General features: G+C 73.7%; 26 protein-coding genes, 1 other RNA gene and 1 pseudogene. 12 read left to right on the forward strand and 16 right to left on the reverse strand.

What is annotated here, in order from left to right; all coding sequences use genetic code 11:
- Nucleotides 1-53: 53 nt before the first annotated feature.
- Nucleotides 54-1,508, forward strand: coding sequence for an MFS transporter (locus tag ACZ6IM_RS04080; protein WP_052842771.1), 1,455 nt, complete (start codon nucleotides 54-56; stop codon nucleotides 1,506-1,508).
- Nucleotides 1,509-1,860: 352 nt separating this feature from the next.
- Here the strand turns inward: ACZ6IM_RS04080 and ACZ6IM_RS04085 are convergent, their stop codons facing one another.
- The 4 genes from ACZ6IM_RS04085 to ACZ6IM_RS04100 form a co-directional block, all read right to left on the reverse strand.
- The gene (locus ACZ6IM_RS04085) at nucleotides 1,861-2,493 is read right to left on the reverse strand and encodes a response regulator (protein WP_469554126.1); all 633 of its coding nucleotides are present in this window, start codon (nucleotides 2,491-2,493) and stop codon (nucleotides 1,861-1,863) included.
- Nucleotides 2,494-2,734: 241 nt separating this feature from the next.
- Entirely contained in the window at nucleotides 2,735-3,961 is a 1,227-nt protein-coding gene (locus tag ACZ6IM_RS04090) for a sensor histidine kinase (protein WP_469554127.1), read from the reverse strand.
- A gap of 37 nt (nucleotides 3,962-3,998) precedes the next feature.
- A complete protein-coding gene (locus ACZ6IM_RS04095; RefSeq protein ID WP_052842769.1) occupies nucleotides 3,999-4,715 on the reverse strand; it encodes an ABC transporter permease in 717 nt (238 codons plus the stop codon).
- Nucleotides 4,712-5,638, reverse strand: coding sequence for an ABC transporter ATP-binding protein (locus ACZ6IM_RS04100; protein WP_469554129.1), 927 nt, complete (start codon nucleotides 5,636-5,638; stop codon nucleotides 4,712-4,714). The genes ACZ6IM_RS04095 and ACZ6IM_RS04100 overlap by 4 nt, the downstream gene beginning before the upstream one ends.
- 144 nt (nucleotides 5,639-5,782) lie before the next feature.
- Here ACZ6IM_RS04100 and ACZ6IM_RS04105 point away from each other — a divergent pair, with 144 nt between their 5' ends.
- Entirely contained in the window at nucleotides 5,783-6,664 is an 882-nt protein-coding gene (locus ACZ6IM_RS04105; RefSeq protein ID WP_052842767.1) for a MaoC/PaaZ C-terminal domain-containing protein, read from the forward strand.
- 104 nt (nucleotides 6,665-6,768) lie between these two features.
- Here the strand turns inward: ACZ6IM_RS04105 and ACZ6IM_RS04110 are convergent, their stop codons facing one another.
- Nucleotides 6,769-6,936 carry a hypothetical protein gene (locus ACZ6IM_RS04110; RefSeq protein ID WP_052842766.1) on the reverse strand — a complete coding sequence of 56 codons (168 nt, stop codon included), beginning with the start codon at nucleotides 6,934-6,936 and terminating at the stop codon, nucleotides 6,769-6,771.
- 97 nt (nucleotides 6,937-7,033) lie between these two features.
- The gene (locus ACZ6IM_RS04115; protein WP_469554131.1) at nucleotides 7,034-8,293 is read right to left on the reverse strand and encodes a hypothetical protein; all 1,260 of its coding nucleotides are present in this window, start codon (nucleotides 8,291-8,293) and stop codon (nucleotides 7,034-7,036) included.
- A 209-nt stretch (nucleotides 8,294-8,502) separates the two neighbouring features.
- Between ACZ6IM_RS04115 and ACZ6IM_RS04120 the strand changes: the two genes are divergently transcribed.
- From ACZ6IM_RS04120 to ACZ6IM_RS04130, 3 genes are read left to right on the forward strand one after another with little or no spacing between them, the layout of a single operon-like run.
- Entirely contained in the window at nucleotides 8,503-9,372 is an 870-nt protein-coding gene (locus tag ACZ6IM_RS04120) for a Nif3-like dinuclear metal center hexameric protein (RefSeq protein WP_052842764.1), read from the forward strand.
- Complete coding sequence (locus ACZ6IM_RS04125) at nucleotides 9,369-10,112, forward strand: zinc ribbon domain-containing protein (protein ID WP_469554257.1); 744 nt, start codon at nucleotides 9,369-9,371, stop codon at nucleotides 10,110-10,112. Before ACZ6IM_RS04120 ends, ACZ6IM_RS04125 begins: the two co-directional genes overlap by 4 nt.
- A gap of 11 nt (nucleotides 10,113-10,123) precedes the next feature.
- The gene (locus ACZ6IM_RS04130) at nucleotides 10,124-11,596 is read left to right on the forward strand and encodes a bifunctional RNase H/acid phosphatase (RefSeq protein ID WP_052842762.1); all 1,473 of its coding nucleotides are present in this window, start codon (nucleotides 10,124-10,126) and stop codon (nucleotides 11,594-11,596) included.
- Here the strand turns inward: ACZ6IM_RS04130 and eda are convergent.
- The 4 genes from eda to ACZ6IM_RS04150 all read right to left on the reverse strand — a co-directional run bounded on the left by eda (nucleotide 11,571) and on the right by ACZ6IM_RS04150 (nucleotide 14,508).
- Entirely contained in the window at nucleotides 11,571-12,245 is a 675-nt protein-coding gene (gene eda, locus ACZ6IM_RS04135) for a bifunctional 4-hydroxy-2-oxoglutarate aldolase/2-dehydro-3-deoxy-phosphogluconate aldolase (protein WP_052842761.1), read from the reverse strand. The two genes, ACZ6IM_RS04130 and eda, sit on opposite strands and share 26 nt — an antisense overlap.
- Before the next feature lie 72 nt (nucleotides 12,246-12,317).
- Nucleotides 12,318-13,100 (reverse strand): peroxide stress protein YaaA, encoded by a 783-nt coding sequence (yaaA, locus tag ACZ6IM_RS04140; protein ID WP_052842760.1) that lies wholly within the window; start codon nucleotides 13,098-13,100, stop codon nucleotides 12,318-12,320.
- Between the two features lie 35 nt (nucleotides 13,101-13,135).
- Nucleotides 13,136-13,750 (reverse strand): hypothetical protein, encoded by a 615-nt coding sequence (locus ACZ6IM_RS04145; protein ID WP_469554134.1) that lies wholly within the window; start codon nucleotides 13,748-13,750, stop codon nucleotides 13,136-13,138.
- Nucleotides 13,747-14,508 carry a MerR family transcriptional regulator gene (locus ACZ6IM_RS04150; protein WP_052842758.1) on the reverse strand — a complete coding sequence of 254 codons (762 nt, stop codon included), beginning with the start codon at nucleotides 14,506-14,508 and terminating at the stop codon, nucleotides 13,747-13,749. The genes ACZ6IM_RS04145 and ACZ6IM_RS04150 overlap by 4 nt, the downstream gene beginning before the upstream one ends.
- 107 nt (nucleotides 14,509-14,615) lie before the next feature.
- On the opposite strand from ACZ6IM_RS04150, the gene ACZ6IM_RS04155 reads away from it, so the two are divergent.
- The 3 genes and pseudogenes from ACZ6IM_RS04155 to rnpB all read left to right on the forward strand — a co-directional run bounded on the left by ACZ6IM_RS04155 (nucleotide 14,616) and on the right by rnpB (nucleotide 16,783).
- Complete coding sequence (locus ACZ6IM_RS04155; protein WP_052842757.1) at nucleotides 14,616-15,452, forward strand: AraC family ligand binding domain-containing protein; 837 nt, start codon at nucleotides 14,616-14,618, stop codon at nucleotides 15,450-15,452.
- A 19-nt stretch (nucleotides 15,453-15,471) separates the two neighbouring features.
- Nucleotides 15,472-16,299, forward strand: a pseudogene (locus ACZ6IM_RS04160) (DMT family transporter); the annotation flags it as partial.
- Between the two features lie 70 nt (nucleotides 16,300-16,369).
- Nucleotides 16,370-16,783: RNase P RNA component class A (gene rnpB / locus ACZ6IM_RS04165), an RNA gene on the forward strand.
- 51 nt (nucleotides 16,784-16,834) lie between these two features.
- Here the strand turns inward: rnpB and ACZ6IM_RS04170 are convergent.
- Nucleotides 16,835-17,476 carry a LysE family translocator gene (locus ACZ6IM_RS04170; protein ID WP_469554136.1) on the reverse strand — a complete coding sequence of 214 codons (642 nt, stop codon included), beginning with the start codon at nucleotides 17,474-17,476 and terminating at the stop codon, nucleotides 16,835-16,837.
- An 86-nt stretch (nucleotides 17,477-17,562) separates the two neighbouring features.
- Nucleotides 17,563-18,612: an LLM class flavin-dependent oxidoreductase gene (locus ACZ6IM_RS04175; protein WP_052842755.1), complete on the reverse strand. Its 1,050-nt coding sequence runs from the start codon at nucleotides 18,610-18,612 to the stop codon at nucleotides 17,563-17,565.
- Nucleotides 18,613-18,924: 312 nt separating this feature from the next.
- Between ACZ6IM_RS04175 and ACZ6IM_RS04180 the strand changes: the two genes are divergently transcribed.
- Together ACZ6IM_RS04180 and ACZ6IM_RS04185 are read left to right on the forward strand one after the other, a co-directional pair.
- A complete protein-coding gene (locus tag ACZ6IM_RS04180) occupies nucleotides 18,925-19,938 on the forward strand; it encodes a glycoside hydrolase family 11 protein (RefSeq protein WP_469554139.1) in 1,014 nt (337 codons plus the stop codon).
- A gap of 34 nt (nucleotides 19,939-19,972) precedes the next feature.
- Entirely contained in the window at nucleotides 19,973-20,998 is a 1,026-nt protein-coding gene (locus ACZ6IM_RS04185; protein ID WP_469554140.1) for a polysaccharide deacetylase family protein, read from the forward strand.
- 69 nt (nucleotides 20,999-21,067) lie between these two features.
- On the opposite strand, the gene ACZ6IM_RS04190 is transcribed toward ACZ6IM_RS04185, so the two are convergent.
- Together ACZ6IM_RS04190 and ACZ6IM_RS04195 are read right to left on the reverse strand one after the other, a co-directional pair.
- The gene (locus ACZ6IM_RS04190; RefSeq protein ID WP_469554142.1) at nucleotides 21,068-21,409 is read right to left on the reverse strand and encodes a MazG-like family protein; all 342 of its coding nucleotides are present in this window, start codon (nucleotides 21,407-21,409) and stop codon (nucleotides 21,068-21,070) included.
- 30 nt (nucleotides 21,410-21,439) lie between these two features.
- Complete coding sequence (locus ACZ6IM_RS04195; protein ID WP_052842753.1) at nucleotides 21,440-21,982, reverse strand: DoxX family protein; 543 nt, start codon at nucleotides 21,980-21,982, stop codon at nucleotides 21,440-21,442.
- Nucleotides 21,983-22,134: 152 nt separating this feature from the next.
- Here ACZ6IM_RS04195 and ACZ6IM_RS04200 point away from each other — a divergent pair, with 152 nt between their 5' ends.
- Nucleotides 22,135-22,461 (forward strand): nuclear transport factor 2-like protein, encoded by a 327-nt coding sequence (locus ACZ6IM_RS04200; protein ID WP_030192071.1) that lies wholly within the window; start codon nucleotides 22,135-22,137, stop codon nucleotides 22,459-22,461.
- 237 nt (nucleotides 22,462-22,698) lie between these two features.
- On the opposite strand, the gene ACZ6IM_RS04205 is transcribed toward ACZ6IM_RS04200, so the two are convergent.
- Nucleotides 22,699-23,490 carry an SDR family oxidoreductase gene (locus ACZ6IM_RS04205; RefSeq protein WP_052842752.1) on the reverse strand — a complete coding sequence of 264 codons (792 nt, stop codon included), beginning with the start codon at nucleotides 23,488-23,490 and terminating at the stop codon, nucleotides 22,699-22,701.
- A 132-nt stretch (nucleotides 23,491-23,622) separates the two neighbouring features.
- Between ACZ6IM_RS04205 and ACZ6IM_RS04210 the strand changes: the two genes are divergently transcribed.
- Complete coding sequence (locus ACZ6IM_RS04210; RefSeq protein ID WP_052842751.1) at nucleotides 23,623-25,293, forward strand: alkaline phosphatase D family protein; 1,671 nt, start codon at nucleotides 23,623-23,625, stop codon at nucleotides 25,291-25,293.
- Here the strand turns inward: ACZ6IM_RS04210 and ACZ6IM_RS04215 are convergent.
- On the reverse strand, nucleotides 25,280-26,320 hold the full coding sequence (locus tag ACZ6IM_RS04215; RefSeq protein ID WP_052842750.1) for a Gfo/Idh/MocA family protein: 1,041 nt from the start codon (nucleotides 26,318-26,320) through the stop codon (nucleotides 25,280-25,282). The genes ACZ6IM_RS04210 and ACZ6IM_RS04215 overlap by 14 nt on opposite strands.
- Between the last annotated feature and the right edge of the window lie 130 nt (nucleotides 26,321-26,450).

Consider the following 26,450-nt stretch of genomic DNA (forward strand, 5'->3'; position numbering starts at 1 on the left):
TGGGGACCAAAAACCGATGCAAGGGGCACACCCGGGTTGAGACCATGACACCCATGCTGGAAGCCAGCGGTACCTCCACCGCCTCCCGAATACCGCCGCGCCGTACCCCGCCGACCTGGCTGGTCGTGGTGCTCGCCTGCGCCGGTCAGTTCCTGGTCGTCCTCGACGTGTCCGTCGTCAACGTCGCACTGCCGTCGATGCGGACCGATCTCGGGCTGAGCGCGCAGGGGCTCCAGTGGGTGGTCAACGCGTACGCCATCGCCTTCGCCGGGTTCATGCTGCTCGGCGGACGGGCCGGCGACCTGTACGGGCGCAAGCGGATGTTCCTGGTCGGGCTCGGGCTCTTCACGCTGGCCTCGCTGGGCGGCGGTCTCGCCCAGGAGGGCTGGCAGCTGCTGGTCGCCCGCGCCCTTCAGGGTCTCGGCGCGGCCGTGCTCGCCCCCTCGACGCTGACCATCCTGACCGCGGCGGTGCCGGAGGGCGCGGCGCGGGCGCGGGCGATCGCGACCTGGACCGCCGTGGGCGCGGGCGGCGGTGCCGCGGGCGGTCTGGTGGGCGGCGCCCTGGTGGACGGGCTGTCCTGGCGCTGGGTGCTGCTGATCAACGTGCCGGTGGGCGCGGTCGTGCTGGCCGGCGCCGCGCGGTGGCTGGCCGAGAGCAGGGGCGGCCCACGGCGCCGCCTGGACCTGCCGGGCGCCCTGCTGGTGACCGCCGGTCTCGGCACGCTGGCCTACGGCATCTCGCAGACCGAGTCCGAGGGGTGGGCGGCGCCGGCGGCCCTGGTGCCGCTGCTGGCCGGGCTCGCGCTGCTCGGGCTCTTCCTCCTCGTCGAGGCGCGGACGGCGGCGCCGCTGATGCCGCTCGGGCTGCTGCGGCTGCGGGCGGTCGCGTCGGCGAACGTGGCGATGCTGGTGTCCGGGTCGTCGATGTTCTCGATGTGGTTCTTCATGACCCTGTACGCGCAGAACGTGCTGGGCTACTCCCCGCTGGAGGCGGGCCTGGCCCTCGTGCCCAGCTCCCTGGCGGTGATCCTCGGTTCGAAGGCGGCCCCGCGGTTCCTGCCGGTGCTCGGGGCCCGCAACGTGGCCGTGCTCGGCACGCTCGTCGCGGCGGTCGGCTTCGGCTGGCAGTCGACGATGACGGCGGACGGCGGCTATCTGACCGCCATCATGATCCCCGGCGTTCTGATGATGCTGGGCGCGGGCATCGCGGCGACCCCGCTGGCCTCGCTGGCCATCTCCGGCGCGGCGCCCGGGGACGCCGGACTGGTCTCCGGGCTGATCAACACCTCCCGGACGATGGGCGGTTCGCTGGGTCTCGCGGTGATGTCGACGATCGCGGCGACCCGGGCCGGGGGCGAGGACGCGGGGCCGACGGCCCTGACCGACGGCTACGCGCTGGTCTTCCGCACGGCGGCGGTGGTCCTGCTCGCCGCGGCCCTCCTGATGCGGGCATGGCTCCCGGCAGGACGCCCCAAGCCCGACCCAACGGCCCGCAGCACGGACTGAGCACCGTTCAGGGTGCCCGGTGTCGCCGGGTTCGCGGGTGCGCTCCGGAAGGGGCGCGGGGCTGTGTCTTTGCGCGGCTTCGCCGCGGGGGTGCGAGCAGCTTGAGGCCTTCTGTGTCGCCGGGTTCGCGGGTGCGCTCCGGAAGGGGCGCGGGGCTGTGTCTTTGCGCGGCTTCGCCGCGGGGGTGCGAGCAGCTTGCGGCCCCCTGTGTCGCCGGGTTCGCCGGAGCGCCCCCAAAGGGGCGTGGGGAACTGCGCGAGCAACCCCCACCGGCCCGCGGCCGACAAACCGCCCCGGCCCGCGGCCGACGAACCCCCCGCCGGCCCGCGGCCGACGACCCGCCCGGAGCCGGTCAGAGCCACCCCTGCCGCCGCGCCGCGCGGAGCGCCTCCGTGCGGTTGCGGGTGGCCGTCTTGCCGATCGCGGCGGAGAGGTAGTTGCGGACCGTGGACTCGGACAGATGCAGCGCGCCGGCGATGTCGGCGACCGTCGCACCGTCCGCCGAAGCCCGCAGCACATCGCACTCCCGCGCGGTGAGCGGGCTGGGGCCCGCGCTGAGCGCGGCGGCGGCGAGCGCGGGATCGACGACCGTCTCACCGGCCAGCACCCGGCGGATCGCGCCGGCCAGCTCCTCCACCGGGCCGTCCTTGACCAGGAAACCCGCGGCGCCCGCCTCCATGGCCCGCCGCAGGTACCCGGGGCGGCCGAACGTGGTCAGGATCAGCACCCGGCAGCCGGGCGTCCGCTCCCGCAGCTCGGCGGCGGCGTCCAGGCCGCTCAGCCCCGGCAGTTCGATGTCGAGGAGGGCGATGTCGGGGCGGTGCGCCAGCGCGGCGGGGACGATCTCGTCACCGGCCGCCACCTGCGCGACGACCTCGATGTCCGCCTCCATCCCGAGCAGCAGCGCGAGCGCGCCCCGCATCATCCCCTGGTCCTCGGCGAGGAGCACACGGACGGGATGGGCGCGGGGCGTCTCGTCAGTCACGGGGCAAGGGTAGAGGGCAGGCGCACCACGGACCCGGGGCGCGGCACGGCGCGGGCCGGGGGTGCGGCACGGCGTGGGCCCGGGGTGCGGCACGGCGCGGGCCGGGGGTGCGGCACGGCGTGGGCCCGGGGTGCGGCACGGCGTGGGCCGGGGGTGCGGCACGGCGTGGGCCCGGGGTGCGGCACGGCGCGGGCCGGGGGTGCGGCGCACCACGGGCCCGGGGGCGCGGCACGACGCGGAACTAGGCCGGTGCGCCCACCGGTTCCCCCTCCGCCCGCACCGGCAGCTCCGCCGTCACCGAGAAGCCGCCCCGCGGCTCCACCCCGGCCGTCAGCGAACCGCCCGCCGTGGCGAGGCGTTCCCTGAGCCCGGTCAGCCCGGTGCCCGGTCCCTGGGAGGAGAGGGCGGCCCCCGTACCGTTGTCCGTGACCGTCAGCCGGACCCGGTCCGCGCTGCCCGCGACCGCGATCTCGCACCGGCTCGCCCCGCTGTGCCGTACGACGTTGGTGACCGCCTCCCGCACCACCCACCCCAGCAGCGCCTCCGCCTGCGGGGGCAGCGGCGGTCCGGAGCGGTGCACCACCGGGTCCACGTCCGCCGCGCTCAGCGCGGAGCGCGCCCGGTCCAGCTCGGTGCCGAGGCTGCCCTCGCGGTAGCCGGTGACCGCCTCGCGGACCTCGGTCAGCGCCTGGCGGCCGACCGACTCGATGTCCGTGATCTGGGTCAGCGCCGCGTCCAGGTCGCGGGGCGCCAGCCGGCGGGCGGCCTCCGACTTGACCACGATCACCGACAGCGTGTGCCCCAGCAGGTCGTGCAGGTCCCGCGAGAACCGCAGCCGCTCCTCCGCCACCGCCCGCGTGGCCAGTTCCTCCCTGGCGGCGCGCAACTGCCGTACGGCGTCGGACAGGCTCAGGATCGCGGCCGTCACCATCGTCGACAGGAAGGTCCCGTAGGCGATGTTCAGACCGTTCCAGCCGTCCTTGACGCCTGCCACGGCACCCGCCGCCACCGCCAGCGACCAGCCCCACCGGCCCAGCCACCGGCCGCGCAGCGCCGCGCCCGCGGCGAGGCCCAGCAGCGGGAAGAACAGCAGCCAACTGCCCCCGTACGCCAGGGCCAGAGCGCAGGTCACCAGTGCCATGGCGGCCAGCGCCAGCCGCGTGGACGGGGCCTCGCGCAACTCCTTGTCGAAGGAGCGGAAGGCGACGTAGATGTAGAGCGAGTTGAAGACCAGCAGGCCCAGGCCGCCGACCCAGGGGTTGGCGCTGTTGCCCTGGAAGATGTTCGCCAGGCTGCCCAGGCCCATCAGCAGCCACGGCAGCAGCGTGAAACCGGTGGGCGGCGGCCCCATCCGCTCCGGCCACCCCCCGGCCCCGGCTTGGGAGTCGGCCGGATCGGACTGCCGTGCCAGCTGCCACGCGTCCAGGCGGCACGACATCCCGCGCAGCCGCCCTCGGGTCCCCGTCATGGGTGTCAATTCCCTTCCGCTACGGCGCTCGGGGCGCTCAGTCGGTCGCCGCGCCGCGGCGGTAGGACAGGACGGCGTACGCGCCGAAGGCCAGCAGCCATCCCGTCAGGACGAGAATGGCACCCGCGGGAGGCGCGTGCCCCGTGGCGACCGAGGTGCCCAGCTGCGCGAAGCGGTTGGTCGGGGTGTACGCCGACACCGAGCGCAGCCACTGCGGGAACAGCGCCAGCGGGAACCACAGCCCGCCGAGCACCGCGAGCCCCAGGTTGGCCACCATGTTCGCCACACTCGTGGTCTGCCCGGTCAGCCGGTAGCCGTTGCCGAGCCCCAGCAGCGTGAAGGGCACCGACCCCAGCCACAGCAGCAGCGCCAGCGCCGCCCACTGCCAGGCCTCCAGCCGTACGCCGTTGAGCAGGCCGCCCGCGGCCAGGACGGCCGTGATCGCCGGCAGCACGGTGACCGAGGCGGTCAGGGCACGGCCCACGACCACCTGGTGCGGGCGCATCGGAGTCACCCGCAACTGCCGCAGCCAGCCGATGGCACGGTCCTCGGCGACCCCGCCGCCGGTGTTGAGGGCGGAACCGACCGCGCCGTACGCGGCCATGCCCACCATCGCGCCCGTCTTCCAGTCGCCCGCGTCGCCCCCGAGGTTGGTGAACAGCAGGTACATCAGCACCGGCATGGCGATCCCGCCGACCACGAAGCCGGGGTCGCGCAGCGTGCGGCGCGTTTCCAGGATCAGGTAGTCCCTCATCGCACGCTCTCCTTCTCCGGCACCGGTGCCGGAGACGTCAGGGCCAGGAACGCGTCGTCCAGGGACGCCGGGGCGACCTCCAGGCCGCGTATCGCGCCGAGCCGGGCGAGGGCGACCACGGTCGCGTCGGAGTCCTCGGTGCGCAGCACCGCACGGTCCCCGCGCACCTCCAGCGAGCGGACCCCGGGCAGCAGCGTCAGGTCCTCGGTCGGCCGTCCGGCCAGGTCGAAGGCGACGCGGCTGCCGCCCGCCGCCCGCCTCAGCTCGTCGCCGGTGCCGTCGGCGACGATCCGCCCCCGGTCGACGACCAGGATCCGGTCGGCGTGCGCCTCGGCCTCCTCCAGATAGTGGGTGGAGAAGAGGACCGTGCTGCCGCGCCGGGCGTACGCCCGCATCGACCGCCAGAAGGCCTGCCGGGCCTCCACGTCCAGGGCCGCCGTCGGTTCGTCCAGGACCAGCAGGTCGGGGCGCCCGGCCAGGGCGAGCGCGAACCGCACGCGCTGGGTCTGCCCACCGGACAGCCGGTCCACGCGCCGCCCGGCCAACCGCTCGATCCCGGCCAGCTCCAGGGCCTGCCCGACGGACATCGGCGCCGGATAACGGCCGGCCACGAAGGCGACCAGCTCACCCACGGTGACCCGGGGCACCGCCCGTGCCTCCTGGAGCATGGCCCCGACCCTGCCGGCCCGCACGGCACGCTCCGGCGGCCCGCCGAACAACTCCACGGTGCCCCCGTCGGGCGGGCACAGGCCGAGCAGCAGCGCGATCGCCGTCGACTTGCCCGCGCCGTTGCGGCCCAGCAGCGCGACCGTCTCACCGCGCTCGATGCGCAGGTCCACGCCGTCGACGGCGCGGACGTCGCCGTAGGCCTTGGCCGCACCCGTGAAGGCGACGGCGGGGGTGGTGCCCTCTGTCGGTCTCATACCGGTGACGCTACGGAGCCGGCCCGGGCGGGCGGCAGATGCGGTTGTCCGGACTTCGGGAGGACAAATGTCACGGGTGGCCCGCGTCCCGTACGGTCGGGGCTGTCCGTGATCGTCGTCGTGACCGGGAGGAGCGGCAGGACCATGCCCATCGACGCGGCCGGGGCACTCGGCGCCGCACCCCGGGTCCGGGAGATCGCCTGGGACCACAAGGACGTGCAGCTCTACCACCTCGGCATCGGTGCCGGCCGGCCCGCCACCGACCCGCGCGAGCTGCGCTACACCCTGGAGTCCCGGCTGCACGTCCTGCCGAGCTTCGCCACGGTGGCCGGCGGCGGCGCCCCGGGCGTGATCGCCACGCTGTCCGTGCCCGGCGTCGACGTCGACCTCGCCCACGTCCTGCACGGCGGGCAGCGGCTGCGCCTGCACCGGCCCGTTCCGGTGCGGGGCCGGGCCACCGCGGCCTCGCGCGTCGTCGCCGCGTACGACAAGGGCACGGCGGCCGTCCTCGTGCTGCGCACCGAGGTCACCGACGCGGACGGGCCGCTGTGGACCGACGAGGCCGAGGTCTACGTACGCGGGGAGGGCGGCTGGGGAGGTGAGCGGGGCCCGTCCGGGCGCCCCTCGCCACCGCCCGCCGGGCCACCGGAACACGTCGCCGAACGGGCCTTGCGGGAAGACCAGGCGCTGCTCTACCGGCTCTCCGGCGACTGGAACCCCCTGCACGCCGACCCGGAGTTCGCCGCGCGCGCCGGCTTCGCACGGCCCGTCCTGCACGGTCTGTGCAGCTACGGCGCCACGCTCAAGACGGTCGTGGACACGCTGCTGGACGGTGACGTGTCCCGGGTGCGCGCGTACCGCACGCGGTTCGCCGGGGTGGTGTACCCGGGGGAGACGCTGCGGGTGCGGATGTGGCGGGGCGCCGGGGCGGGCGGTGCCGCTGCGGGAGAGGTCCGCGTGGCCGTCAGCGCCGTCGAGCGCGACGACGCACCGGTCCTCGCCGACACGGTCGTCCGGTACGCGTGAACGACAACGGCCCCGTCCGCCGGACGCGACGGACGGGGCCGGAGCCGCTTGCTTGCGAGTGCCTGTGCCTGTGCCTGTGTCGGTATCGGTGCTTGTCCGTACCGTCAGGCGGCCGTCTCGGACTCCTCGGCCGGCTTGCGGTGGCGACCCTTGGGAGTCGCCGCGCCCTCCTGGCTGGAGACCGGTCCACGGTGCCTGCCGTGGCCGGTGTGGGTCTCGGAAACGTCGGCACCGGCGGCCTGTATCGGCTGGGTCGTGCTGGTGTCGTTCATCGGAAGGAATTCACCCCGTCAACATGATCTTTCCTACAGCCGGGCGAGTCTAACCGGCACACCTCGGGCGGAATCCAGGCGGCCGCGCCAACCGGCACTACTTCGTTACAAGCCGTGCCAGCGGGGCCTGTTGCAGCGGTACGGGGCGGGGCTGAGCGGGGGCGGGAGGGGGCGTCGACGTGCCCTTCGCGCCCGGTTCGCCCAGTTCGCCCGGAGCCGATTCCTCCGCATCCGCCGCATCCGTGGCGCCCCCGGCATCCGCAGCGCCCCCGGCCTCGGTGGCGTGCCCGGCGTCCCCCGCGCCCTCCTTCGGCCCGCCGCCCGCGTCGGGTGCGGGCAGCCGGGCCACGCCGCACGGCGACTGCGGTGTGGAGCACGGCAGCCGCAGCTCGCCGTCCGGGGTCCACAGCCCGGCGCCCGTCAACCACCCCTCGGGCGCCGGAAGATGCCGTACGTGCCGCTCGGCGGGCCGCCACACCCCGACCCAGCTGCCGAACGCGCCGTCCACCCGCAGGGCCACCGCGCAGCGTTCCGGAGTCAGCACCTGCCCCGGCTGGATGGCGAACGGCGTCACGACGCAGTCCGGCAGCCGCAGGCACTCCGGGAACCGCACCGGCAGCGTGCTGCCCAGCACGCCCCAGCCGAGCCGCTCCCGGCCCGGCGAGGGGGCGTCCGAGCGGATCAGCACCAGTCCGCTGTGGGGGTCGGCCAGCAGTATCCGGTCGTCGCTGTCCGCGGCGATCTGCAGCAGTGGCGACACCTCGCCGCCCCGCTCCAGGTCCACCACGACCGCCTTGGTGCGCCCGCCGGTCTCCCGGTCCACCGCCAGCATCCGGCCGGTGCGGTCCAGCCAGACCCCGCCCGAGCAGCGGCCGGGGACCTCCGCCACCCGCTCGGGCCCGAAGGCGCCGCCCGCGACCTGCCACAGCACCGTCGACCGCGGACCGGCCGCGAGGGCGTACGCCCGCTCGCCGCCCGGGGCCGGCGGCAGCAGCCGCAGCCCGGTGCCGTCCGCCGGGCACTCGACCGCGCCGAGCGGCAGCTCGCCGGTACCGGGCCCGGTCGGGTACAGCAGCGCGAAGACGTGCCGGCCGGCCGCGACCCGGTGGACCAGGACCCGCCCGTCGCCCATCGGCTGCACCTCGGTGCCCGGCTCCTCGGGCTGGTTGCCCGGCAGCGGCACCGCGTACGGCTCGGGGCCGTCCAGGGTCCAGCGCTCCGGGTACCAGGAGTCGCCGTCCTCCCCGCTCCGGGCGAGACGCGCGGCGTAGCCACCCTCCGCGGTGATGCTGCAGCCCGCCCGGGGGCCCCCGCCGTTCCCGGGGTCCGCCGAAGGCTCGATCGCACAGGCCGTCATCGTTCGGTCACCTCCGGCGACGAAGCTAGTTTTCGTACGCACGGGCGGGGGACCAGCTGCTGTCCCCATCACACATACGTGTGTCACAGGAACGATTCGCCTGAGGGAAGGGCACGGCGTGTGCTGTGCCGGACCGGCCGGGCGCGGCGGCGGGCGGCGGGTACGTCCGCGGGTACAACGGCACAGAACCTCCAGGTAGCCTTGCACGCGTGCCCCGTCTGTCAGAAGTCATCGCCGCGCTGGACAACCTGTGGCCCGCCGAGCGGGCCGAGTCCTGGGACGCGGTCGGCACCGTCGTGGGCGAGCCCGACCAGGAGGTCACGCGCGTCCTGTTCGCCGTGGACCCCGTCCAGGAGACCGTCGACGAGGCGGTGAAGCTGGGCGCAGACCTGCTCGTCACCCACCACCCGCTGTATCTGCGCGGGACGACGACGGTGGCGGCGTCCACCTTCAAGGGCCGCGTGGTGCACACGCTGATCAAGAACGACATCGCCCTGCACGTCGCCCACACCAACGCCGACACCGCCGACCCGGGCGTCTCCGACGCGCTGGCCGGTGCCCTCGACCTGGACGTCGTACGGCCATTGGTGCCGGACCCGAGCGACCCCGAGGGGCGCCGCGGCCTGGGCCGGGTGTGCGAGCTGCGGCACCCCCTGACCGTCCGCGAGCTGGCCGCCCGCGCCGCCGAGCGGCTGCCCGCCACGGCGCAGGGCATCCGCGTCGCCGGCGACCCGGAGGCGACCGTGCGCACCGTCGCCGTCAGCGGCGGCTCCGGCGACGGTCTCTTCGACCACGTGCGGGCGGCCGGCGTCGACGCCTTCCTGACCGCGGACCTGCGCCACCACCCCGCTTCCGAGTTCGCCGCGGACCGCGCCGCCCACCGTCCCCTCGCGCTGCTCGACGCGGCGCACTGGGCCACCGAGTGGCCCTGGTGCGAGCTGGGCGCGGCCCAGCTCGACGAGATCTCCGACCGCAACGGCTGGGACCTCAGGGTCCACGTCTCGAAGACGGTCACCGACCCCTGGACGGCCCATGTGGCGTCCGCCCCGACCTCTAACGCAATGGGAGCCCCCAACTGAAAGCCGCGCCCGCCGACCAGATCCGACTCCTCGACGTCCAGGGCCTCGACACGCGTCTCCAGCAGCTCGCGCACAAGCTCCGGTCCCTGCCCGAGCACGCCGAGATCGAGTCGCTGACCAAGGACCACACCCAGCTGCGCGACCTGCTCGTGGCCGCGCAGACCGAGGAGAGCGACTGCGCCCGCGAGCAGACCAAGGCCGAGCAGGACGTGGACCAGGTGCGCCAGCGCGCCGGCCGCGACCAGCAGCGCCTGGACTCCGGCGCCGTCACCTCCCCGAAGGACCTGGAGAACCTCCAGCGCGAGATCGCCTCCCTCGCCAAGCGCCAGGGCGACCTCGAGGACGTCGTCCTGGAGGTGATGGAGCGCCGCGAGTCCGCGCAGGAGCGGGTCGCCGAGCTGACCGAGCGGGTCGGCGCGGTGCAGGGCAAGATCGATGACGCCACCGCGCGCCGCGACGCGGCCGTCGAGGAGCTGGACGGCGAGGTGGCCTCGGTGACCAAGGAGCGCGAGGTCATCGCGGGCTCCGTCCCCGACGACCTGCTGAAGCTCTACGACAAGCTGCGCGAGCAGCAGGGCGGCGTCGGCGCGGCCAAGCTGTACCAGCGCAGCTGCCAGGGGTGCCGCCAGGAGCTGGCCATCACCGAGCTGAGCGAGATCCGCGCGGCGGCGCCCGACACGGTCGTCCGCTGCGAGAACTGCCGCCGCATCCTGGTGCGCACGGCGGACTCCGGGCTGTAGGGGGCGGTCCGGTGGCTGACCAGGCGACGCGTCCCGCGCGGGAGTTCGTCGTCGAGGCCGACGGCGGGTCACGGGGGAACCCGGGGCCCGCGGGCTACGGCGCGGTGGTGCTGGACGCGGCGACGGGCCAGACCCTGGTCGAGGCCGCCGAGTACCTCGGGGTCGTCACGAACAACGTCGCCGAGTACCGGGGCCTGCTGGCCGGCCTGCGCGCGGCCAGGGAACTGGACCCGGACGCCACCGTGCGCGTCCGCATGGACTCCAAGCTCGTCGTCGAGCAGATGTCGGGCCGCTGGAAGATCAAGCACCCGGACATGAAGCCCCTGGCGGCCGAGGCGGCCCGGGTCTTCCCACCGGGGCGCGTGACCTACGAGTGGATCCCCCGCGCGGACAACAAGCACGCCGACCGCCTGGCCAACGAGGCGATGGACGCGGGCGCGCGCGGCGAACAGTGGTCGCCGTCCACGTCGACGGCGGAACTGGCCACGGGCGGCGCCACCGGCCGCACGGCCGGGGCCCGCGGGAGCGGGGACCGGCCGGCCGCCGCATCCGCCGGGGCCGCGGAAGGCACCGACGCGGAGAGCACCACCGGCGTCGAGAGTGCGGTGCCCGGCGCGGAGACGCGGGGCGTTGCCGCCCCTCGTGCGGGCGGGGTCCGCGGGATCGGGGCCGAGTCGACCGTCGCACCCGCCGGTACCGGAGGCGGTGGCGGTGGAGATGCCGCACCGGCAGGGGGCGGTGCGGCCGTGGGCGAGCGCCTCGCACAAGCGGCCCGGACCGGCGCCGCCGATGCGTCCGCCGACGCCGACGTGCGGGCCGCCAAGGCCGTGGCGTCACCGGGGTGGGGACCCCCCGACATGGGCGCCCCCGCCACCTTCGTGCTCCTGCGGCACGGGGAGACGCCGCTCACCCCGCAGAAGCGGTTCTCGGGGAGCGGCGGCAGCGATCCGTCCCTGTCGCCCGTCGGCCGCGAGCAGGCCGAGAAGGTCGCCGAGAGCCTCGCCCGGCGCGGCACGATCGAGGCGATCGTCGCCTCGCCCCTGGCCCGCACCCGCGAGACCGCCGGCATCGTCGCCGCCCGGCTGGGTCTTGAGGTGACGGTTGAGGAGGGGCTGCGCGAGACCGACTTCGGCGCGTGGGAGGGGCTCACCTTCGGCGAGGTGCGCGAGCGCCACCCCGCCGACCTGGACGCCTGGCTGGCCTCCCCGGACGCGGAGCCGACCGGCGGCGGCGAGAGCTTCGCGGCCACCGGCGCCCGGATCGCCGCCACCCGCGACAAGCTCGTCGCGGCGTACGCGGGCCGCACGGTGCTGCTGGTCTCCCACGTCACGCCGATCAAGACGTTCCTGCGACTGGCCCTGGGCGCCCCGCCCGAGTCGCTGTTCCGGATGGAGCTGTCGGCGGCGTCGCTGTCGGCGGTGGCGTACTACGCGGACGGCGGCGCCAGCGTCCGCCTGTTCAACGAGACGTCCCACCTGCGCTGAGCCCACCTGCGCCGAGCGCCGCCGCCTCGCGGGCCAGCGCCTCGACGCGCCCCCAGTCCCGGCCGGCCACCGCGTCCTTGGGCAGCATCCAACTGCCCCCGACGCAGCCGACGTTGGGCAGCGCCAGATACTCCGGCGCGGAGTCCGGTCCGATGCCGCCGGTCGGGCAGAAGCGCGCCTGTGGCAGCGGCGCGGCGAGCGCCTTGAGATAGGCGGTGCCGCCCGCGGCCTCGGCCGGGAAGAACTTCATCTCCCGCACCCCCCGCTCCAGCAGCGCCACCACCTCCGACGTGGTCGACACCCCCGGCAGGAACGGCACCCCGGACGCCCGCATCGCCTCCACCAGCGCGTCCGTCCACCCGGGGCTGACCAGGAACCGCGCCCCGGCCGTCACGACCTCGGCGACCTGCTCCGACGTGATGACCGTGCCCGCGCCGACCACCGCGCCCGGCACCTCACCGGCGATGGCCCTGATCGCGTCGAGGGCGACCGGCGTCCGCAGTGTCACCTCGATCGCGGGCAGCCCACCGGCGACGAGCGCCCGGGCGAGCGGCACGGCGTCGGCGAGGTCGTCGACGACCACGACGGGTACGACGGGCGCGAGATCCAGCACCGAGGCGGCGGGGGAGGAGGGCAGCGGAGAACTCATGCCCTCATCGTGCCGCCGAAACGCACTCCCTGCAATCACCGTTGCATCCAGCGCAACGGCGGGGCTGACGGATCAGTGCACCTCGTCCACGAGCACGTCCAGGGACCACGGCCGCCCGGCCTTCGCGGGCGCCTCCGCCTCCACCTCGTACCCCAGGTCCCGCAGCGCCGCCACCAGCTCCGCCGGCCCCGCGGGCGCGGTCCCGGACGCCAGCAGACTCCGTACGATCCGCCCCTTGGTCGCCTTGTTGAAGTGGCTGACCACCTTGCGGGTCGGTGCGTGCAGCACCCGCACGGTCGCCGTCCGCGAGGCGACCTCGCCCCTCGGCTTCCACGCCGCCGCGTACGCCGCCGAACGCAGGTCGAGCACCAGCCCGTTCCCGGCCGCCTCCGGCAGCACCTCGGCCATCGGCGCCCGCCAGTGCGCGCCCAGGGCCCCGAGCCCGGGCAGCTTCACGCCCATCGAGCACCGGTAGGAGGGGATCCGGTCCGTCACCCGCACGGCACCCCACAACCCGGAGAACACCAGCAGCGACCTGGCTGCCCGCCGCTTGGCGGCGGCGTCCAGCGAGGCCAGGTCCAGGGCGTCGTACAGCACACCGGTGTAGATCTCCCCGGCCGGACGCGCACCCGCCGTCAGCAGCTCCACGTTCTTGGCGACCTCGCCGCGCAGCCCCTCGCTCAGCCCGAGCACCTCGCGCGCCTTCTCCTCGTCGCCGGCGCACAGCTCCACCAGCTCGCCGAGGACAGCCTCCCGGGCGGCGGTGAGCCCCGGCAGGGACAGCGACCCGGTCTTCAACGGGGCGCCGCGGCCGGACGCGGCCTTCCCCTCGGACGGCGGCAGCAGGACAAGCACACGTACTCCTTCACTCGCGAGCGCCAGGCTCCCGATCAGGGTACGGCGTAGCCCTCCCGTGCCTGCTCGACGGCCCGTACGAGGGCCCCGGGGTCGTCGGCGTGACACCGCACCACGCGGACCTCGCGCCGCCGCCCGAAGAACGAGACGTGGGCGACGGGCTCGGCGAGTTCCACGGTGACGGAGGTCTGGGACCCCACGGCGAGATCCAGCGCGCCGTCGGCCCGCTCGTGCGTCGCCCGCAGCTCCCGCCGGACGGAGGCGATCCGCTCCAGCGGTATCCGTAGGTCGACGTGGACGGCCCGGCGGATCCGCAGTGTCCCGGCGGCCGGGTCCAGGACGTGCGGCCGGACCACGGACGCGGCGTGCAGCCCGACCACGATCAAGACCGTGTACACGTCCAGCACCAGCACCACGTGGTGCACGGCGGGCCAGTCCCGCAGCAGCACGGACATCATCACTGACTCGACGACACACACGAACCCGAACCCGAACATCATCGCGCCCTGCCCCCGCGCGTACCCGAAGACCGACCCGCCGGCCACCGCCCCGTGGGTCCGCCGGACCGCCCACAGCCACAGGCTCGCCAGCAGCCGCAGCTCGTGCCGGACCAGGAGGTACGGGACGGTGACGAAGGACGGGCCCGTCATGACCGTCGCTCCCGCGAGGCGATGGCGAGCGCCTGCCGCACCGCCTCCGCCTGCCCCGGCGCGAAGTCGGCGTACATGGCCCGCAGGACGCCGTGCCCGGAGTCGAGGTCGACGCCCTCCGCGGGCAGCAGCTCCCCGGGGATGCAGTCGGCGAGCGCCCGCGCGGCCCCGGCCACGCGGGGATCGTCGGCATCGGCGTCGGCCAACTCGTCCAGCAGGGCGTACGCCTCGTGGGCGCGCGCCACCGCCTCCGGCGACTCGAACGCCTCGTGCAGCGTGGCCAGCAGCCCCTCCCGCTCCTCCGGCCCCACCGCGCTCTCCATGAACGCCAGCATCTCCCGGTCCCGCAGGGCCATCGGTGAACCGGACACGTCCCCCATCCCGGCGAACAACCCGGCCAGCTCCGGTGACACCGGCCCCTCGGCCGGCAGCCCGCCCTCCGTCTCCAGCAGCGCCCGCAGCCGCGCCCGGCGCTCGCGGATCGCCGCCTCCTGCCGCGCGAGATCCGCGTCCAGTTCCTCCAGCACCTCGGCCAGATCCTTCCCGGCCTCGTCCGCGAGCACGTCCCGCACCTCGGCGAGCCCGAGCCCCAGTTCGGTCAGCCGCCGGATCCGGGCCAGCACGACGACGTGCCGCAGGGTGTACGTCCGATACCCGTTGGCCAGCCGTTCCGGCTCGGGCAGCAGGCCCTGGTGGTGGTAGTGCCGCACGGTCCGCGTGGTGACGCCGACGGCGCCGGCGAGTTCTCCGATCCGCATGGCCCCAGTAGAAACGTTGACGCTGCGACAGGGTCAAGCGGACGCGGTCCGCGGCCCTGGACACCGCCGACTTCCTCTGATCCCGTAGGGGCAGGGGGTGGGCAGCGGTGGACGCACGTGGTGAACAGGCGCGCTGGACCAGGGCACGGCTGGGGGCGGCAGGACCGCCGCTCGACCTCCTGACCGCACGCTTCGACCGGCACGTCTACGCCCCGCACGCCCACGACGAGTACACGGTCGGCGTCACCGTCGGCGGCCTTGAGGTCATCGCCTACCGGGGCGGCCACATCCACTCGGGGCCGGGCTCCATCGTCGTCCTGGAGCCGGGCGAGGTGCACACCGGCGGCCCCGCCGCCCCGGACGGCTACTCCTACCGCGCCCTGTACGCGGCCCCGAACCTCCTTGTCGACGGCACCCGGACGGACACGGCCCTCCCGCACTTCCGCGAGCCCGTCCTCGACGACCCGGAACTCGCCGCCGCCCTGCGCGCCGCGCACACCGACCTGGCCCGCTGCCCCGACCCCTTGGAGGCGGAGTCGCGCCTGCCCTGGCTCCTCACGGCGCTGGCCCGCCGCCACTCCACGGCCCGCGCGGCCGACGACACGGTCCCCGGCGCCGACCGCGTCGCCCGCGTCGTACGCGACCGCCTCGCCGACGAACTCCTCGCCCCGCCGTCCCTGGCGGCCCTCGCCACCGACCTCGGCCTCTCCCGCTACCAACTCCTGCGGGCCTTCCGTACGGCGACGGGGATGCCGCCGTACGCCTGGCTGGCCCAGCACCGGGTGGCCAGGGCCCGTGGGCTCCTGGAGGCCGGACTGCGCCCCGCCGAGGTGGCGGCGCTGGTGGGCTTCGCCGACCAGGCGCACCTGACCCGCTGGTTCCGGCGGGTCCTCGGGGTGACCCCGGCGGCGTACCGCAACAGCGTTCAAGACCGCGCGGGGTGAGGCGGCCGAGACTCGCCGCATGACTGCACGCGGCTGGTTCCTGTTCTCCCTGATGGGAGTGGTCTGGGGCGTCCCCTACCTGATGATCAAGGTGGCGGTGGACGAGGTGTCCCCGTCCGGAGTGGTGTTCACGCGCTGCGCGCTCGGCGCGGCACTCCTGCTGCCCTTCGCCCTGCGCAAGGGAGACCTCCTCGGCACCGTGCGACGCCACTGGAAGCCCATGCTGGCCTTCGCCGTGATCGAGATCATCGGTCCCTGGTGGACCCTGACGGACGCCGAGCGGCACCTGTCCAGCTCCACCGCCGGGCTGCTGATCGCGGGCGTGCCGATCGTCGGCGTTCTCCTCGCCCGCTTCTTCGGCGCCGGGGAACGGGTCGGCGCCCGCCGCGTCACCGGACTCGGCCTCGGCCTCGGGGGCGTCGCCGTCCTCACCGTCCCGCACCTCACCGGCGGCGACGCCCGCTCGCTGGCCGAGGTGCTGGTGACGGTCGTCGGCTACGCCACGGCCCCCCTGATAGCCGCCCGCCACCTCAAGGACGTCCCCACCCTCCAGCTCATCACCCCCTGCCTCACCCTGGCCGCCCTCGTCTACGCTCCCGCCGCCTTCCTGACCCGGCCCTCCGCCCTCCCCTCGGGCGAGGCCCTGGCCGCCCTGGCCGGACTCGGCCTCGTCTGCACCGCGATCGCCTTCGTGGCCTTCCTGGAGCTGATCAAGGAGGTCGGCCCTGTCCGGGCCGGCGTCATCACCTACGTCAACCCGGCGGTCGCCGTCGCCGCGGGCGCCCTCCTCCTCGACGAGGACCTGACCCTCGGCATCGGCGTCGCCTTCACCCTGATCCTGGCCGGCTCGGTCCTCGCGACGGCCGCCGCCGGTCCGAGGCGGGAGGTCCGCCGGGTACCATGGTCGACACGGCAGACGAGCCGGGCGGACGGCCGCGTGGAGTCCCTCACAGGACTTCCCGAGGAACGTCCGGGCTCCACAGGGCAGGGTGATGGCTAACGGCCACCCGGGGTGACCCGCGGGACAGTGCCACAGAAAGCAGACCGCCCGGGACTCCGGTCCCGGGTAAGGGTGAAACGGTGGTGTAAGAGACCACCAGTGCCCAGGGCGACCTGGGCAGCTAGGTAAACCCCACCCGGAGCAAGGTCAAGAGGAGACGCCTCCTCGCAAGAAGGGGCGGCTCTGCGCGGACGTTCGAGGGCTGCCCGCCCGAGTCCGCGGGTAGACCGCTGGAGGCCGGTGGCAACGCCGGTCCTAGATGGATGGCCGTCGCCGACGGGACCGCGAGGCCCCGTCGGAACAGAACCCGGCGTACAGCCCGACTCGTCTGCCCCCCTCCCGCCTGGGGGCGGTTCCGTGTGCCGGGCCGGATCGGACCCCGTCAGTCCTTGCGCCCCGTCGCCGCGACGGTGACTCCGAGACCGATCATCGTGAGGCCGCCGATCCCGCCGACCAGGGAGAGCCGCCGGGGTGAGCGGGCGAACCACTCCCGTCCGGTCGCCGCGGCCAGTCCCCACACGCTGTCGCACGCCACCGCGATGAGGTTGAAGACCAGACCCAGCAGCAGCATCTGGACCACCACGTGTCCCCGGTCGCGGTCCACGAACTGGGGGAGCACGGCGGCGAAGAACACCATCGTCTTGGGGTTCGCCACCCCGACCGCGAACCCCTCCCACAGCGTCCGCAGACCGCCCCCGCGCACGCTCCCGTCCGCGGTGACCGCGCCCTGCAACGAGCCGCGCTTCCGCCAGGCCCGCACGCCCAGGTACACCAGGCAGGCCGCGCCGACGAGCTTCAGCGCCGTGAAGACGAGCACCGAGCGCTCCACCACCGAGCCGACCCCGAGCGCCACCGCCACGACGAGCACATAGGCGCCCACCGTGTTGCCCACGACCGTGGTCAGCGCCGCCCGGCGCCCCTGGGCCAGCGCCCGCCCGATCACGAACAGCACGCTGGGCCCGGGGACCACGATCAGCAGGAACGACATCGCCGCGAAGGCGAGCAAGCGCTCGGAGGACACCATGACGCCCATCGAAGCACGGCCGGACACCGGACCTCAGCCCCTTTTCGCGGGGTCCTGAGCCTCCCCCCCCTCACCCGGCCACGTCCTCACGCCAACGCCGGCATCACCCGTTCCGCGATCAGCCGCAGTTGGGTGTTCACGTCGGCCGCGTCCGTGAGGTCCCGGCCGGTGAACGCCTTCACCAGGGCGCGGTCGGTGATGGCGCAGATCATGTGGTTGACGCCGCTGGGGGCGATGTCGCGTTCGATCTTCTCCCGGCACTCCTCGGGTGTGCCCGCGACCGAGAGGCGGTCGGCGATGGCCGGGGTGGTCAGTTCGATGCCGCGGGCCAGGTCGCCGGCGCCGATCGCGTCGATGACCGGCTTCAGTTCCGCCGGGTCGACGCCGTTGCGGCGCAACTGCTCCTCCGGCATGGAGGAGGCGTAGATGCCGACCATGCTGCGTGCCGCCTCCTTGGCCGCCGCCGAGTCGGGGCCGGTGGCGAAGACCACCCACGCTCCGATGTCCAGCGAGCGCCAGTCCCGGCCGGCCCGCTCCGCGCCCGCTCTGATGTGCCGCACCGCGTAGTCGTAGGCCTCGCGGGTGTAGCTCAGGGCGTGGTGGCACCCGTCCGACAACTCCCCGGCCGCCTCGAAGGACTTCGGGCCCCGCATCGCACCGAGCTTCAGCGGCAGCCGGTCCTGGACGGGCCGGGCGAAGGTGAACAGGCCGTCGTAGGAGAAGAACTCGCCCTCGTACGTGATGGCGCCCTCGTCGAGGAAGGTGCGCATCACGTGCAGGGCCTCCTTGACCCGGGAGAGCGGCCTGGTGCGGGCCCAGTCGATGCGGTACTGGGCCAGCAGGCCGAAGTTGCCGCTGGACAGGACGCCTTCGGCGCGGCCGCCGGAGAGTTCGTCGAGCGTGGCGAGGGCCTGGGCGATCAGGGTCGGCTCGCGCAGCGTCACGGGAGAGACGCTCGGCCCGAGGCGGATGCGGTCGGTGCGGCCGGCCGCCGCGGCGAAGAGGAGCCACAGGTCCTTGTGCCAGGTCTCGTCGGCGGCGTAACAGGCGTGGAATCCGAGTTCGTCGGCGAGCCGGATCGACTCCAGGGACTCGGCCAGCGGGTGGTCCGGGAGCATCGCGTAGCTGAACTTCACGAGCGCCAACCTCCGTTGTGGGGAACGGTGCTCTGCCTCCACCGAGGATGTGAGTCCACACCGCGGCTGTCCAGGGAGCGGTATCTCGAAATTTTCGGTATCCGTCATCCTCATTTCCGGCCGCTTCGGTGAGAGGTGTCTGTGGGGTGTGTGCGCGTTCGAGAGGAGTGGGGACTGGTCTGCGGGTTCGTGTCTCGGAAGCCGTATTCCTGCATGCCGAAGGTTTCGAAACTTCTACCGAAACTGTTGACGCTTGATGGGTGCAGGTCAACACTGTCGCCGTTGTCCGAACCAGCAGGAGAGGAACCCCCCATGAACCTGCTCGTCCAACCGAGGCGTCGCAGACGCGGCCTCGTCGCCCTGCTCATCAGGAGCGCGTGGGCCGTCGCCCTCGCCGCGCTCGCCGCGCTGATGCTGCCGGGCACCGCCCAGGCCGACACGGTCGTCACGACCAACCAGGAGGGCACCAACAACGGCTACTACTACTCGTTCTGGACCGACAGCCAGGGCACCGTCTCCATGAACATGGGCTCCGGCGGTCAGTACAGCACCTCGTGGCGCAACACCGGCAACTTCGTCGCGGGCAAGGGCTGGAGCAACGGCGGGCGCAGGACCGTGCAGTACTCGGGCAGCTTCAACCCGTCCGGCAACGCGTACCTGGCGCTCTACGGGTGGACGTCGAACCCGCTCGTCGAGTACTACATCGTCGACAACTGGGGCACCTACCGGCCCACGGGCGAGTTCAAGGGCACCGTCACCACCGACGGTGGTACGTACGACATCTACAAGACGACTCGGTACAACGCCCCCTCTGTCGAGGGCACCCGCACCTTCGACCAGTACTGGAGTGTCAGGCAGTCGAAGCGGACCGGCGGCACCATCACCACCGGCAACCACTTCGACGCGTGGGCGCGGGCGGGGATGCCGCTCGGCAACTTCAGCTACTACATGATCATGGCCACCGAGGGCTACCAGAGCAGCGGCAGCTCCGACATCAACGTCGGGGGGACCAGTGGCGGCGGCGGTGGCGGCGGTGGCGGCGGTGGTGGCGGTGGTGGGGGTGCGTGCGCCGCGACGCTGTCCGCCGGGCAGAAGTGGGGCGACCGGTACAACCTGAACGTCTCGGTGAGCGGTGCCAGTGACTGGACGGTGACGATGAACGTGCCGTCCCCGGCGAAGGTCCTGTCGACCTGGAACGTGAACGCGAGCTACCCGAGCGCGCAGACGTTGACCGCGAAGTCGAACGGCAGCGGCGGCAACTGGGGCGCCACCATCCAGGCCAACGGCAACTGGACCTGGCCGACCGTGTCCTGCAGCACCGGCTGACCCATCCCACCAGCGGAGAGGAGGAATCACTCGTATGCGTACCAGTACCAGACCACGCGTGTCCTCGCGCCCCCTGCGCACTCTGGCCACCGGCGTCGCCGTCACCGCGCTCGCCGCCGCGGGCACGGTGGTGGCGAGCGCCGCCCCGTCCCAGGCCGCGGCCTGCAACGGCTATGTCGGGCTCACCTTCGACGACGGCCCCTCCGGCAGCACCCAGTCCCTGCTCAACGCGCTCAGGCAGAACGGGCTGCGGGCCACCATGTTCAACCAGGGCCAGTACGCCGCCCAGAACCCGTCCCTGGTCCGGGCCCAGGTCGACGCCGGCATGTGGGTCGCCAACCACAGCTACACCCACCCCCACATGACCCAGCTGAGCCAGGCCCAGATGGACTCGGAGATCTCCCGGACCCAGCAGGCGATCGCGGGCGCGGGGGGCGGGACGCCCAAGCTGTTCCGGCCGCCGTACGGCGAGACCAACGCGACGCTCCGGTCGGTCGAGGCCAAGTACGGGCTGACCGAGGTGATCTGGGACGTCGACTCCCAGGACTGGAACAACGCCGGCACCGACGCGATCGTGCAGGCCGTCTCGCGCCTGGGCAACGGCCAGGTCATCCTCATGCACGACTGGCCCGCCAACACGCTCGCCGCCATTCCGCGCATCGCGCAGACCCTGGCGAGCAAGGGACTGTGCTCCGGCATGATCTCGCCGCAGACCGGCCGCGCGGTCGCCCCCGACGGCAGCGGCGGCGGTGGTGGTGGCGGCGGGGGCGGTGGCGGCGGCGGGGGCGGTGGGAGTGCCTGTACCGCGACGTTGTCCGCCGGGCAGCGGTGGGGCGACCGGTACAACCTGAACGTCTCGGTGAGCGGTGCCAGTGACTGGACGGTGACGATGAACGTGCCGTCCCCGGCGAAGGTCCTGTCGACCTGGAACGTGAACGCGAGTTATCCGAGCGCGCAGACGCTGACCGCGAAGTCGAACGGCAGCGGCGGCAACTGGGGCGCCACCATCCAGGCCAACGGCAACTGGACCTGGCCGACCGTGTCCTGCGCCGCGGGCTGACCGGGCTGCGACCGGCCCGCACCCGTGACCGACTCCCACGGGTGCGGGCCTTCCGGCGGCCTCGTCCCCTCACCCACCCAGCGAGCGTCCCGCCACCCGGGCCAGATGCCGGCCGAAGACCTCGCGGGCCCCGGGTGTCAGGGTCCGCAGGGCCACCATCGCCGTGATCACGACGTCGCACAGCTCCGCCTCCACGTCGTCCCAGGTGTGGGTGACGCCCTTGCGCGGGTTCTGGCCGGTCGCGCCGATCACCGCTTCGGCGACCTCGCCGACCTCCTCCGACAGCTTCAGCACGCGCAGCAGCAGGCCCTCCCGGCCGCCGACGGGCTGCTCCGCCTCCAGCCACGTCCACAGGGCGTCGATGGTGTCCCAGAGATCGTCGGTCCGCGCGCCGTCCGCCTTGTCGCTCATGCGGAGCAGCGTGCCATGTCCCCGCGGGCGTCAGTCGAAGAGTGCTTCCTGCCGCCCCTCGGCAGCCCTGCGCAGCCGCCGGTTCCGCGCCCCCACGACCACCGTCGTGGCCGCCGCCGTCGCCGCGAGGGCGGCCGGGACCATCCAGTTACGGTTGACCGCGTGGCCCAGGGCGTGGTCCAGGGAGAGACGGCCGGGGCCGGAGACCGCGAGGCCCGCGGCGGTCAGGCCGAGGGAGACCGCGTACTCGTAGCCGCCGGACTGGGCGAAGAAGCCGTTCGGGGCGTGCACCGCCGCGGCGCCCGCCATCGCGCCGGCCGCGGCCGCGCCCGCGGCCGGCGTGGCCAGGCCCAGCGCCAGCAGTGCGCCGCCGCCCGCCTCCGCGAGCCCCGCCGCGGTGGCGCTGGCCCGGCCCGGCGTGTAGCCCATGGCCTCCATGGCCCGGCCGGTCTCGCCGATGCCTCCGCCGCCGAACCAGCCGAGCAGCTTCTGCGCGCCGTGCGCGGCGAGGACGCCGCCGGTTCCCAGGCGGAGCAGCAGCAGCCCCAGATCACGCCGGTCACAGCACTTCACTTCGACTCCTCGTGGACGGTGGCGGCTCATCCGTCCACCGTCGCCCGTCGGCGGCGTCCGGGCCCGTCACCGGGCGCCGTTCGGGTGGTGGCGGGCGTCGACGGGTGGTGGGCCCGGTGGCGGGGGAGCGGAGCCGGTGTGACGCTGCGGCCATGACCATTCAGACCACGCGACTCAGCGACCCGGCCGTCCGCGCCTTCGTCGCCGCCGTCAACGCCCACGACCGCGAGGCCTTCCTCGCGCTGCTCGCGCCGGACGCCACCATGGCCGACGACGGGGACGACCGGAACCTCGACCAGTGGATCGACCAGGAGATCTTCTCCTCCAACGGCCACCTGGAGGTCGACCGGGAGTCGAACGGCGGTCGCGCCCTCATCGCCCGCTACCGCAACGACACCTGGGGCGAGATGCGGACCCGGTGGGACTTCACCGTGGACGAGGACGGCCGGATCGCCCGCTTCGAGACCGGGCAGGCGTAAACGGGAAACGGTGCGGCGGCCGTTCCGTCCCACCGGTGTACCGGTGTGGCGGAACGGCCGCCGCCTCCCCCCTCGGGATGGTCCATGGAGCGTCGTCGAGGGGCCTTGTGGAAGGCCAACGCTTCAAGTGTGAAGTTCTGGTGAAGGAGATTTGAGCATACGTCCTTCACCGGCCGCAATACCGCGGACGCCGAAATTCCGATTGTGTGAATCAGGGGGTGCCCGGGTGCGGTGCGCTCAGCCGCGCCCCACGTACGGCATCGCCGTCGCCATGACCGTCGCGAACTGCACGTTGGCCTCCAGGGGCAGTTCGGCCATGTGCCGCACCGTGCGCGCGACGTCGGCGACGTCCATCACGGGCTCGGGTGCCGTCTCCCCGTTGGCCTGGAGCGCGCCGGTCTGCATGCCGGCCGTCATGTCGGTCGCCGCGTTGCCGATGTCGATCTGGCCGACCGCGATGCCGTGGCGGCGGCCGTCCAGCGACAGCGACTTGGTCAGGCCCGTCAGCGCGTGCTTGGTCGCCGTGTACGCCACCGAGTGCGGGCGCGGCGTGTGCGCCGAGATCGAGCCGTTGTTGATGATCCGGCCGCCCTGCGGCTCCTGCTCCTTCATCTGCCGGTACGCCGCCTGCGCGCACAGGAACGCCCCGTTGAGGTTGGTGTCCACCACGTGCCGCCAGGCCTCGTAGGGCAGTTCCTCGACGGGCACGCCGCCGGGCCCGAACGTCCCCGCGTTGTTGAACAGCAGGTCCAGTCGTCCGAACCGGTCGCGCACGGCGCCGAACAGGGCCGCCACGTCCTCCGGGCGCGACACGTCGGCACGCACGGTGAGCGTCGTACCGCCGCCCGCGGGGGCCGCCGCGGCCGTCTGCGCCAAGGGCTCGGGGCGGCGGCCGGCCAGGGCCACCGACCAGCCGGCGGTGAGCAGTTCGACGGCGACCGCCCGGCCGATGCCGGACCCGGCACCCGTGACGACGGCGACCTTCCGCACGCCGGCGCTTTCCTCGTCGGTGGTTCTCACGGTGTTCATGAGTCGGCAGCGTACGGGTCGCGGAACATGCGGAACTCATCCGTCCGACATGCGATCGCCATGTCCGCGCCAAGCTCGGGTCGTTCCCGGCCCTTCGAATTCCCCTTGCAACCACCGCAAGGGGAGGAACGGATGACACCCGCGAACCACCAGGCCCCGACCCCGGTCCCGGCCCAGTCGCAGTCCTCGCACGCGCCCGAACTCCGCGCCGCCGCCCGCAGCCTGGGCCGCCGCCGCTTCCTGACCGTCACCGGCGCCGCCGCCGCGCTCGCCTTCTCCGTGAACCTGCCGGCCGCCGGCACCGCGAGCGCCGCCGAGCTGGACGCCGGGCAGCTGACCGCCGACCCCTTCACGCTCGGAGTCGCCTCCGGCGACCCGCAGCCCGGCTCCGTGCTGCTGTGGACGCGCCTCGCCCCGGTCCCGTACCAGGCCGACAGCGGACTGCCCGCCAAACGCGTCGAGGTGAGCTGGGAGGTGGCCCTGGACGAACGGTTCCGCCGCGTCGTCAGAAGGGGCCGGGCCACCGCCCACCCCGAGTTCCACCACACCGTGCACGTCGAGGTCGACCACCTCGCACCCGGCCACGTCTACCACTACCGCTTCCGCGCCGGCCGGTACGTCAGCCCGGCCGGCCGCACCCGCACCGCCCCCGCGCAGCACAGCCGGGTCTCCGACCTCACCTTCGGCCTCGTCTCCTGCCAGAAGTACGACGAGGGGTACTACACCGCCTACAAGCACCTGGCCCAGGAGGACGTGGACGTCGTCTTCCACCTCGGCGACTACCTCTACGAGTACGCCGTGAACGCCACCGGCGGCTCCCGCGCCTACCCCGCGGGCACCCTGCCCGCCCACTTCAACCACGAGACGGTGACGCTGGAGGACTACCGCCTGCGGTACGCCCTCTACAAGTCCGACCCCGACCTGCGGGCCGCGCACGCCGCGCACCCCTTCGTCGTCACCTGGGACGACCACGAGACCGAGAACAACTACGCCGACGAGACGCCGGAGAACAGCGTCCCGCCGGAGGAGTTCCTCATCCGCCGGGCCGCCGCCTACCGCGCCTACTGGGAGAACATGCCGCTGCGCCGGCCCCAGCTGCCCGACGGCCCCGACCTGAAGCTCTACCGCCGCCTGCACTGGGGGCGCCTCGCCCAGTTCGACGTCCTCGACACCCGGCAGTACCGCTCCAACCAGGCCTACGGCGACGGCTGGCAGTTCCCCGGTCCCGAGTCCGAGGACCCGAGCCGCACGCTCACCGGCGACGCGCAGGAGCGTTGGCTGATCAACGGCTGGCACCGGTCGAACGCCCTGTGGAACGTGGTGCCCCAGCAGGTCACCTTCTCCCAGCGGTACAACATGACCACCACCCCGTCCAAGGTCTCCATGGACTCCTGGGACGGCTACCCCGCCTCCCGTGAGCGGGTCCTGGCCGGCGCGCAGGCCGCCGGGATCGAGAACCTCATGGTCCTCACCGGCGACGTGCACGTCTCCTACGGCTTCGACATCAAGCGCGACTTCGACGACCCGGACTCCCGGACCCTGGGCACGGAGATCGTCACCACCTCGGTCACCAGCGGCCGCGACGGCTCGGCGAAGCCGTCCAACTGGGACACCCTCATGACCGCCAACCCGCACCTGAAGTTCTTCAACGGACTGCGCGGCTACGCGACGGTGTCCCTGGGCCGCGAGTCGGCGCGCGCCGACTTCAAGACGGTGTCCCACGTCAGCACCGAGGGCGCGCCGCTCACGACCGCCGGGTCCTTCGTGACCGAGGCGGGGGAGCCGGGGCTCAAGCCGGCGTGACGACCGGCTGGGCCGCTTCTTCCGTTTCTCCCGCTTCTCCCGGGTAGCGGACGCCGACGCGGTCCCGGATCGCGTCGAGCGTCCGCATCACCGCCAGCGTGCCGTCGAGGGGGACCAGCGGTGACTCGGTCTCCCCGGCGCGCAGGGCCCGCATCACCTCCTCCGCCTCGTGCCGGAGGCTCTCGCGGGGCCCGTCCGCCGGGTCGGCCCGGAACTCCTGCGGGTCCCGGCCGGTCCGGTGCAGCACGAAGTGGTCCGGGAAGAAGAACCCGTTCGGGACGTCGATGCGGCCCTCGGAGCCGGTGATCGACGCGGAGTTGGGCGTACCGCCGGTGATGGAGCAGTGCACCGAGGCGAGAGCGCCGCTCTCGTAGGAGAGCAGCGCGCCGGTCTGGAGGTCGACGCCCTCGTCGGAGAGCACGGCTCGCGCCGCGACGTCCGAGGGCTCACCGAGCAGCAGCTGCGCGAACGACACCGGGTACACACCCAGGTCCAGCAGCGCGCCGCCGCCCTGCGCGGGGTCGCGCAGCCGGTGCGCGGGCGGGAAGGGACCCGCGAGGCCGAAGTCCGCCTGGAGGCTGCGGACCTCGCCGACCGCGCCGTCGTCGACCAGCTCCTTCAGGCGCCGCACCAGCGGGTTGCAGAACATCCACATCGCTTCCATGAGGAAGACGCCGTGCTCGCGGGCGAGGGCCACCAGCTCCCCGGCCTCGCGCGCGTTCAGCGTGAACGGCTTCTCGCACAGCACGTTCCGGCCCGCCTCCAGGCACAGACCGGCCGCGGTCCGGTGCGCCGAGTGCGGGGTCGCGACGTACACCACGTCGACGTCCTCGTCCCGCGCCAGCGCCTCCCAGCCGCCGTACGCCCGCGGTATCCCGAACCGCTCGGCGAACGCCTTCGCCGACGCCTCCGTCCGGGAGGCCACCGCCACGACCTCCGCGTCCGGCAGATCGACCAGATCCGCCGTGAACCTCGCCGCCATCCCGCCGGTCGCGAGAATCCCCCAGCGCACCTTCTGTCCGGTCACCGCTGCCACCCTGCCCCACCCTCGCTCAGGTTCGTTCGTCGTCGTGCGTCGTGCGTCGTGCGTCGTGCATTCGTCGTGCGTCGTGCGTCGTGCGTCGTTCGAGTTTGTTCGTTCGAGTCCGTACGAGCTG

Source organism: Streptomyces sp. NPDC042336 (assembly GCF_055581985.1).

What these genes read in the sequence shown, in the direction of transcription:
- ACZ6IM_RS04090 (WP_469554127.1), bottom strand. Translation starts at nt 3,961, where the DNA reads ATGACGGGGACCCGAGGGCGGCTGCGCGGGATGTCGTGCCGCCTGGAC.
- ACZ6IM_RS04205 (WP_052842752.1), bottom strand. Translation starts at nt 23,490, where the DNA reads ATGAACACCGTGAGAACCACCGACGAGGAAAGCGCCGGCGTGCGGAAG.
- ACZ6IM_RS04210 (WP_052842751.1), top strand. Translation starts at nt 23,623, where the DNA reads ATGACACCCGCGAACCACCAGGCCCCGACCCCGGTCCCGGCCCAGTCG.
- eda (WP_052842761.1), bottom strand. Translation starts at nt 12,245, where the DNA reads ATGAGTTCTCCGCTGCCCTCCTCCCCCGCCGCCTCGGTGCTGGATCTC.
- ACZ6IM_RS04185 (WP_469554140.1), top strand. Translation starts at nt 19,973, where the DNA reads ATGCGTACCAGTACCAGACCACGCGTGTCCTCGCGCCCCCTGCGCACT.
- ACZ6IM_RS04100 (WP_469554129.1), bottom strand. Translation starts at nt 5,638, where the DNA reads ATGAGACCGACAGAGGGCACCACCCCCGCCGTCGCCTTCACGGGTGCG.
- ACZ6IM_RS04150 (WP_052842758.1), bottom strand. Translation starts at nt 14,508, where the DNA reads ATGCGGATCGGAGAACTCGCCGGCGCCGTCGGCGTCACCACGCGGACC.
- ACZ6IM_RS04110 (WP_052842766.1), bottom strand. Translation starts at nt 6,936, where the DNA reads ATGAACGACACCAGCACGACCCAGCCGATACAGGCCGCCGGTGCCGAC.
- ACZ6IM_RS04145 (WP_469554134.1), bottom strand. Translation starts at nt 13,750, where the DNA reads ATGACGGGCCCGTCCTTCGTCACCGTCCCGTACCTCCTGGTCCGGCAC.
- ACZ6IM_RS04170 (WP_469554136.1), bottom strand. Translation starts at nt 17,476, where the DNA reads ATGGTGTCCTCCGAGCGCTTGCTCGCCTTCGCGGCGATGTCGTTCCTG.
- ACZ6IM_RS04180 (WP_469554139.1), top strand. Translation starts at nt 18,925, where the DNA reads ATGAACCTGCTCGTCCAACCGAGGCGTCGCAGACGCGGCCTCGTCGCC.
- ACZ6IM_RS04200 (WP_030192071.1), top strand. Translation starts at nt 22,135, where the DNA reads ATGACCATTCAGACCACGCGACTCAGCGACCCGGCCGTCCGCGCCTTC.
- ACZ6IM_RS04115 (WP_469554131.1), bottom strand. Translation starts at nt 8,293, where the DNA reads ATGACGGCCTGTGCGATCGAGCCTTCGGCGGACCCCGGGAACGGCGGG.
- ACZ6IM_RS04190 (WP_469554142.1), bottom strand. Translation starts at nt 21,409, where the DNA reads ATGAGCGACAAGGCGGACGGCGCGCGGACCGACGATCTCTGGGACACC.
- ACZ6IM_RS04080 (WP_052842771.1), top strand. Translation starts at nt 54, where the DNA reads ATGCTGGAAGCCAGCGGTACCTCCACCGCCTCCCGAATACCGCCGCGC.
- ACZ6IM_RS04105 (WP_052842767.1), top strand. Translation starts at nt 5,783, where the DNA reads ATGCCCATCGACGCGGCCGGGGCACTCGGCGCCGCACCCCGGGTCCGG.
- ACZ6IM_RS04095 (WP_052842769.1), bottom strand. Translation starts at nt 4,715, where the DNA reads ATGAGGGACTACCTGATCCTGGAAACGCGCCGCACGCTGCGCGACCCC.